This window comes from Aeromonas sp. QDB54, assembly GCF_027707385.1.
GTDB classification, from domain to species: Bacteria; Pseudomonadota; Gammaproteobacteria; order Enterobacterales; family Aeromonadaceae; genus Aeromonas; species Aeromonas hydrophila.
Genome location: NZ_JAPCIT010000025.1, coordinates 54,290 through 60,779 on the forward strand (window position 1 = coordinate 54,290; position 6,490 = coordinate 60,779).

At 62.1% G+C, this 6,490-nt stretch carries 10 protein-coding genes and 1 tRNA gene; 5 read left to right on the top strand and 6 right to left on the bottom strand.

The window, feature by feature from the left end; translation table 11 throughout:
• The first annotated feature begins 121 nt into the window (after window positions 1-121).
• Window positions 122-616 (top strand): hypothetical protein, encoded by a 495-nt coding sequence (locus tag PG881_RS20210; RefSeq protein WP_017410927.1) that lies wholly within the window; start codon window positions 122-124, stop codon window positions 614-616.
• A 60-nt stretch (window positions 617-676) separates the two neighbouring features.
• Here the strand turns inward: PG881_RS20210 and PG881_RS20215 are convergent, their stop codons facing one another.
• Window positions 677-1,594, bottom strand: coding sequence for an AraC family transcriptional regulator (locus PG881_RS20215; RefSeq protein ID WP_270802475.1), 918 nt, complete (start codon window positions 1,592-1,594; stop codon window positions 677-679).
• A 113-nt stretch (window positions 1,595-1,707) separates the two neighbouring features.
• Here PG881_RS20215 and PG881_RS20220 point away from each other — a divergent pair, with 113 nt between their 5' ends.
• Both PG881_RS20220 and rclC read left to right on the top strand, forming a co-directional pair.
• Entirely contained in the window at window positions 1,708-2,037 is a 330-nt protein-coding gene (locus PG881_RS20220; RefSeq protein WP_017410929.1) for a carboxymuconolactone decarboxylase family protein, read from the top strand.
• Window positions 2,038-2,079: 42 nt separating this feature from the next.
• Window positions 2,080-2,649 carry a reactive chlorine resistance membrane protein RclC gene (gene rclC / locus PG881_RS20225; RefSeq protein WP_270802477.1) on the top strand — a complete coding sequence of 190 codons (570 nt, stop codon included), beginning with the start codon at window positions 2,080-2,082 and terminating at the stop codon, window positions 2,647-2,649.
• A 112-nt stretch (window positions 2,650-2,761) separates the two neighbouring features.
• Here rclC and PG881_RS20230 read toward each other — a convergent pair whose 3' ends face one another.
• From PG881_RS20230 to rsgA, 5 genes are read right to left on the bottom strand one after another with little or no spacing between them, the layout of a single operon-like run.
• Window positions 2,762-3,160 (bottom strand): hypothetical protein, encoded by a 399-nt coding sequence (locus tag PG881_RS20230; protein WP_270802480.1) that lies wholly within the window; start codon window positions 3,158-3,160, stop codon window positions 2,762-2,764.
• 2 nt (window positions 3,161-3,162) lie between these two features.
• Window positions 3,163-3,414, bottom strand: coding sequence for a DUF2960 domain-containing protein (locus tag PG881_RS20235; protein WP_011707214.1), 252 nt, complete (start codon window positions 3,412-3,414; stop codon window positions 3,163-3,165).
• A gap of 4 nt (window positions 3,415-3,418) precedes the next feature.
• Complete coding sequence (locus PG881_RS20240; RefSeq protein ID WP_270802482.1) at window positions 3,419-3,670, bottom strand: VF530 family protein; 252 nt, start codon at window positions 3,668-3,670, stop codon at window positions 3,419-3,421.
• Entirely contained in the window at window positions 3,667-4,539 is an 873-nt protein-coding gene (gene asd / locus PG881_RS20245) for an archaetidylserine decarboxylase (protein ID WP_270802484.1), read from the bottom strand. Before asd ends, PG881_RS20240 begins: the two co-directional genes overlap by 4 nt.
• A 28-nt stretch (window positions 4,540-4,567) precedes the next feature.
• Window positions 4,568-5,602 carry a small ribosomal subunit biogenesis GTPase RsgA gene (gene rsgA / locus PG881_RS20250; RefSeq protein WP_044800685.1) on the bottom strand — a complete coding sequence of 345 codons (1,035 nt, stop codon included), beginning with the start codon at window positions 5,600-5,602 and terminating at the stop codon, window positions 4,568-4,570.
• Window positions 5,603-5,693: 91 nt separating this feature from the next.
• On the opposite strand from rsgA, the gene orn reads away from it, so the two are divergent.
• Complete coding sequence (gene orn, locus PG881_RS20255; RefSeq protein ID WP_045526077.1) at window positions 5,694-6,239, top strand: oligoribonuclease; 546 nt, start codon at window positions 5,694-5,696, stop codon at window positions 6,237-6,239.
• Between the two features lie 177 nt (window positions 6,240-6,416).
• Window positions 6,417-6,489 (top strand) — tRNA-Gly (locus PG881_RS20260).
• The last annotated feature ends 1 nt before the right edge of the window (window position 6,490 follow it).

The window sequence follows — 6,490 nt, forward strand, 5'->3', positions numbered from 1 at the left end:
TTTGTAAAGCTTGGGTTAAGGCTGACTCATTTCTGCCGATCCCTGCTGACAGTCTGTGTCGCTGACGCCATAATAGCCGCCGGTCGGCCGATGGCCGGATTATATGGATGAGAGAAGCAGCATGAAAAAGATTGTGGGAGTAGCACTGGCCCTGTTGATGGCCGGTTGTGCCAGCGACAACAATGGCGGCGAACAGTACCGCTATACCCCGCCGGTAGCCAAGGCGACCAACAACACCCAGGAGATGCAGATCCCGGTGGATCTGGTGTGGGCCCGTGCCGAGAAGTGGTTTGGCGATCACGGTCTTAACATCGAGAACAGCCAGCGCGGCTCCGGCCTGATGACCGCCAATGTCGAGAATTCGGCCGACGGTCTGGAGTGGCTGGATTGCGGTACCATGGGTTCCAAGGTCGCACTGGGCAACCCCAACCTGCAGATCAACCTGATCATCACCCAGAGCGGCAACAACAGCGTGGCGACCGTCAACGTCAAGGGCAACACCCAGCTCTACTTCGTCGAGTCCTCCGGCGAGCGGGTACTGGCACCCTCCATCACCCCGGTGTGCGTCTCCCGCGGCAGCCTGGAACAGAGCCTGTTCTCCACCCTCGGCAATTAAGTCGCGCCGAGTGCCAGCAAAAACCCCGTTGCCTGCAACGGGGTTTTTGTTTTTGGGCCGCTAGCCGGGCAGGGCCGGCCAGCCCTGCTGGCGAAAGCGGCCAGGCGCCATCCCGCTCGACTGCTTGAATGCCTTGGCAAAGGAGGCCTCCGACTGATAGCCGACCCGCTGCGCCACCTCGCCGAGGGGGAGCTGATCCGGGTGGCGCAGCAGCTCGGCCGCCCGCACCATCCGCACCCGCACCATGAACTCCCAGACGCTGCAGCCCAGCCGTTGGCGAAAGTGGCGAAAATAGGTGGCGCGGGACATGGCGGCCAGCGCCGCCAGTTCATCCACGTTCCAGGGGTGGGCCGGGTCGGCCAGCATGGCCTGCAGCGAGCCCCCCAGCCTGGGGTCCTGCAGGGCACCGACCAGCCCGAGCGCCCCGTGCGGATCGCTGGCATGGGCCCGCAGCCCCATGGCCAGCAGCACCTGGCTGAGGGCCGTCAGCACCGCCCCCGAGCCCTGCTGTTCGCGCTGCAGCTCCTGGTGGATCAGACTCAGCACCAGGCTCAGCGCCTGTTGCGACTCGCTGGCGAGCAGCGGGATGCAGAGCGGGCTGGGCAGGGCATCCAGCAACAGCGGCCGCAGCGGCCCCTGATAGCGGTACTCACCGCACAGAAACTCCACCTGATCGCCGCCATCGCCCCTTCGCGGCAGCAGCCCGTCGCCCGGCTCTGCCAGGGTCAGGGCATCGCCTTCGCGCCAGATGGTATGGGGCTCACCACCGGGCAGCAGCAACAGATCGCCCGGCCGCAGGACCACGTCATCACCTTGCGCCGTGCTGACCCGGATCTCTCCTTTCATCAGCAGGTGGAACGGCATCACCCCGGCCGGGCTCTGCTCATGGGGCAGTCTGAAACCGCCGCGATAGAGGCAGCGCACGTCGAACGTGCCCTGGATGCCGGCCTGGCTGATCAGCTGGTCTATCTGGTTCATGATTCTATATGACTGTTATTTGCGTCTTTAAAGTATTAAACGACTCACGTCTCGATGCAATACTGGCTTCATCGAGCAGGCAGGGGCCTGTTCTGCCAAACCGGAGAGTCAAGATGCAAGACTGGGATCAATACCGTAAACAGTTGATGGGCCGCGTCATGGAGCTGGGCACCCTGAGCCCGGATACCCTCAAGGGCTATCAGCAGCTGTCGGCCGCCGGCAGCAAGAGCGGCGTACTCGATGGCAAGACCCGCGAGCTTATCTCGCTGGCGGTGGCCGTCACGACCCGCTGCGATGGCTGCATCGCCGTCCATGCCGATGCCGCCCTCAAGCAGGGGGCCAGCCGGGCGGAGATCGCCGATGCACTGGGTGTCGCCGTTGCCATGAATGCCGGGGCCGCCATGGTCTATTCCGCCCGGGTGCTGGATGCCATCGATCGTTGAGGCTGTGCGGGGCCGGCTGCGACCGGCCCCTGAGGAGTAAGGATGTTGATATTCAATCGCTTGCTGGCCGTGCTCGCGGGTGGTGATCGTCTGGGCGCGACCCTCTGCCGCATTGCCGTCGGGGTCGTGTTCATCTGGATCGGGCTCTTGAAGTTCATCCCCTACGAGGCGGACAGCATCACCCCTTTCGTGGCCAACAGTCCCTTCATGTCGTTCTTCTATGAACATCCGGACCAGTATCGTCAGCACCTCAATCACGAGGGGGAGCTGGTGCCGGAAAACCGGGCCTGGCACGAGCAGAACAACACCTATGGCTACTCCCATGGCCTGGGCGTAGTGGAACTGGTGTTCGCCCTGCTGATCCTGGCCAATTTCCGCTTTCCCCTGCTGGGATTGGTCGGGGCTCTGATGGCGTTTCTGACCCCCTTCGTCACCTTCAGCTTTCTGGTGTTCACGCCGGAAACCTGGGTGCCGGCACTGGGTGATGCCCACCACGGTTTCCCCTATCTGTCGGGAGCGGGGCGGCTGGTGCTGAAGGACATCATGATGCTGGCGTGTGGTTATATCGCCATGGTGGATTCGGCCGGAACCCTGCTGGCCAGACGTGGATGAGTGACCCTGCCTGCCGTTTGCCGCACCCTCTCGGGTGCGGCTTTTTTATGGGGCACGAGGCATGCATAAAAAAGCCCCCAGCGGGGCCGGGGGCTTGTAGCAGGTTGCCGCGTTAGCGGGCGACGTCGCCGTGAAACAGTGTCTGCTCGCCGGCTTTGAGCACATAGCCCTTCCAGGGGAAGAGGGCATAGCCGCCGCCTTGCCACGACCAGTTGCCTTCCGTCCCCTGGCGGGTGAGCAGGTGCTGCTCGCCGCTCGGCAGGGTCAGCTCGGCCTGGCTCTGATCGGCGTTGAACAGCACGAAGGCGCTGCTGGTCTGGCCGGCATCGGTCGGGTTGAGCCGGATGCCCTGCTCGGACAGCCGCACGCACTGCTTGGTCAGCGCCGACCACTGATAGCCCGCACTGCCGATGCAGCCATGGCTGTCGCGATCACTGCCAACCAGATGTTGTTCCGGGGTACTGCAGGCCGCCAGCAGCAGGGAGGCGGCCATCAGGGTCAGGGTGCGCATGCTTACTCCTTGGCGTCCCGCTCGATGACGATGTTGGAGAAGCCCAGCTCCTTGAAGTAGTTCTCCCGGTAATCCTTCACGCTCTTCTTGTCGCGCCGGCACACCTGAGCCAGCTGCTCTTCCATGGCGTGGAAGCTGGCCAGGTTGATCCCCTCGGCAGCGGCAATGGCATCGTAGATGCTGTTGAACTTGTCGTTGGCGTAGCCAATCTCTTTGGTTTTTTTGCCGTAGGTGTAGGTAATCTTGAACGCCATGGCGTTATTCCTTTGATTTGGCCTGCTTGCGCTGGACGTACAGATAGAGGCTCTCGACCTTCTCTCTGGCCCAGGGGGTCTTGCGCAAGAACTTCAGGCTGGACTTGATGCTGGGGTTATCGGTGAAGCAACGGATATTGATCTGCTGCCCCAGCTCTTCCCAGCCATAGTGCGCGACCAGGGCGGTGACGATGGCTTCCAGCGTCAGCCCGTGCAGCGGGTTGTTCTTCTGCGAGGAAGTGGGCTGTTCGCTCATGCCTGCGCCGCCAGCTTGGCAAAGGGCTGGCCCATGCGGGTGGTAACCCCGTTGGCCAGATGGGGCTCGAAACCGGCCAGCATGCCCGGGCCAAACAGACAGACCACGGTACTGCCCAGCTTGAACAGGCCCATCTCGGCGCCTTTTTGCAAGGTGATGGCTTCGTCGCCGCTGTAATCCCAGCGTACCACCTTCTTCTCTTTGGTCGGCGCTATATTGCCGGCCCAGATGGTCTCGATGCTGGCCACGATAGTGGCACCGACCAGCACCAGCGCCATGGGGCCGTGCGGGGTGCGGAAGGTGGCGACCACCCGCTCGTTGCGGGCAAACAGGTTGGGCACGTTCTCGGCGGTGAGCGGGTTGACGGAGAAGAGATCCCCCGGCACGAACACCATGCTCTCCAGCACGCCGTCCAGCGGCATGTGGATGCGGTGATAATCCTTGGGCGCCAGGTAGATGGTGGCGAAGTCGCCATCCTTGAACGGCGCCACCAGATCCTCATAGCCGCCCAGCAGCTCGCGGGCGCTGTAGTCGTGGCCCTTGGCCTGGATGATGCGGCCCTGCTGGATCGGACCGAGCTGGCTGACGGTGCCATCCACCGGTAGCGCCAGGGTCATGGCATCCTCGACCAAGGGGCGGATCCCCGGCTTGAGTTCACGGGTGAAGAATTCGTTGAAGCTCTTGTAGTGGGCCGGACTCTCGTGCAGCGCCTCGCTCATGTCGACCTGGTACTGCTTGATAAAGGCCTCGATCACCCTGGTGGTGAGGTTGCCTGCTTCGGCAGCCGCAAATTTGCCGACCAGGCGGGAGAGGGCGTGTTTGGGCAGACAGTATTGACCGGCAATTTTCAGGTTGTCAGTAATGCTCATGTTCATCATCAAGGTAGGTTGAATAGGGTCACAGCCGCGCCTGTTGGCGACCGTGACGGGCTTCCTGCATGGTTTCCAGGATGCGGTGATAGTTGTGGAAGCGATCGGCGCTGATGGCGCCACTGTCGACGGCGGCCCGCAGGGCGCAGCCGGGATCGTCCTTGTGGGTGCAGTCGCGGAACTTGCAGCCACCCAGGTAGTCGCGAAACTCGACGAAGCACCAGGTGATGCGGTCGGCTTCCAGATGCCAGAGGGCGAACTCGCGGATCCCGGGGGAGTCGATGAGATCGCCGCCGCTCGGGAAGTGATAGAGCCGCGCCGTGGTGGTGGTGTGCTGGCCAAGCCCCGAGTTCTCGGAGATCTCGCCGGTGAGCACATCCAGCCCCGGCATCAGGGCATTGGTGAGCGACGACTTGCCGACCCCGGACTGGCCGACGAAGATGCTGATCTTGTCGGTCAGGGCGGCTTTCAGTTCATCGAGCCCTTCGCCGCTCTCGCAGCTTACCAGCAATACCTCGTAACCGAGCTTGCGGTAGGTGGCGAGCTGACGCTCGATACGGGCACGGGCCGCGTCATCGAGCATGTCGACCTTGTTCAGCACGATCAGGGGGCGGATCTCCACATCCTCGGCGGCCACCAGATAGCGGTCGACGATGTTGGTGGAGAACTCGGGCATCACCGCCGAGACGATGATGATCTGGTCGATGTTGGCGGCGATGGGTTTGACCCCGTCGTAGAAGTCAGGCCGGGTCAGCACCGAGTGACGCGGATGCACCGCCTCGATGACGCCGGCAGTCGCGGCATTGAGGCCGGGACGCCACACCACCTTGTCGCCGCACACCAGGCTGCTGATGCTGCTGCGCCGCAGGTTGCTGCGGTGGATGGCACCATCGCTTGCCTCGACGTCTGCGTGCTGACCAAAACGGCTGATCACCACCCCTTCGATGGCCGGGCCAAACAGGGTGTCATCCACGACCGTGGTGTGCTCTTTTTGCAGCCGCCGCTCGCGGTTGGCCTGGACGCGCCTTTGTTGACCCAGATTGAGTTTTGCTTTCTTTGCCACTCGATTCGCCAGTTTATGAACAGATCCAAAGCCAGTATGATACATGCAAATTGGCAAAATTCCGCCATTCCTCCCAATAGAGAGAGCAATCATGACAGTCAGCGCGCAGAACCTGGTATGGATCGACATGGAGATGACGGGTCTGGACCCCGAACAAAATGTGGTACTGGAGATCGCCACCATCGTCACCGACAAGGACCTGAACGTGCTGGCCGAAGGGCCGGTCATCGCCATTCACCAGAGCGACGAAGAGCTGGCCAAGATGGACGACTGGAACGTCAACACCCACACCAACAGTGGTCTGGTGGCCCGGGTCAAGGCGAGCCAGCACGATGAGGCGAAAGCCGTCGCCGAGACCCTCGAGTTCATTCGCCAGTGGGTGCCCGAGCGTACCAGCCCGCTGTGCGGCAACAGCATTGGCCAGGATCGTCGCTTCATGGTCAAGCACATGAGCGATCTGGAAGCCTTCTTCCACTATCGCAACGTCGACGTCAGCACCATCAAGGAGCTGGTGCGCCGCTGGCAGCCGGCGCTGCTGGACCAGTTCAAGAAGAGCGGTACCCATCAGGCGCTGGACGACATCCGCGAATCCATTGCCGAACTGCAGTTTTACCGCAGCCACGTCTTCAAGATCTGAGTCTGCGGCAAGGGCTTGTGCTCTCCCGGTTGCTAAAATCGACAGTTCGACCAGCTTTTGAGCGAACGCGCGCAACCAGACAAAAAAGCCCTTGCAATTGGAATGTCTGCTCTTATAATTCGGCTCCCGTACAGTAGCGCAAGCAACCAAATGCTGTACGGCCGTTTTAAGGTAGTTGCGGGAATAGCTCAGTTGGTAGAGCACGACCTTGCCAAGGTCGGGGTCGCGAGTTCGAGTCTCGTTTCCCGCTC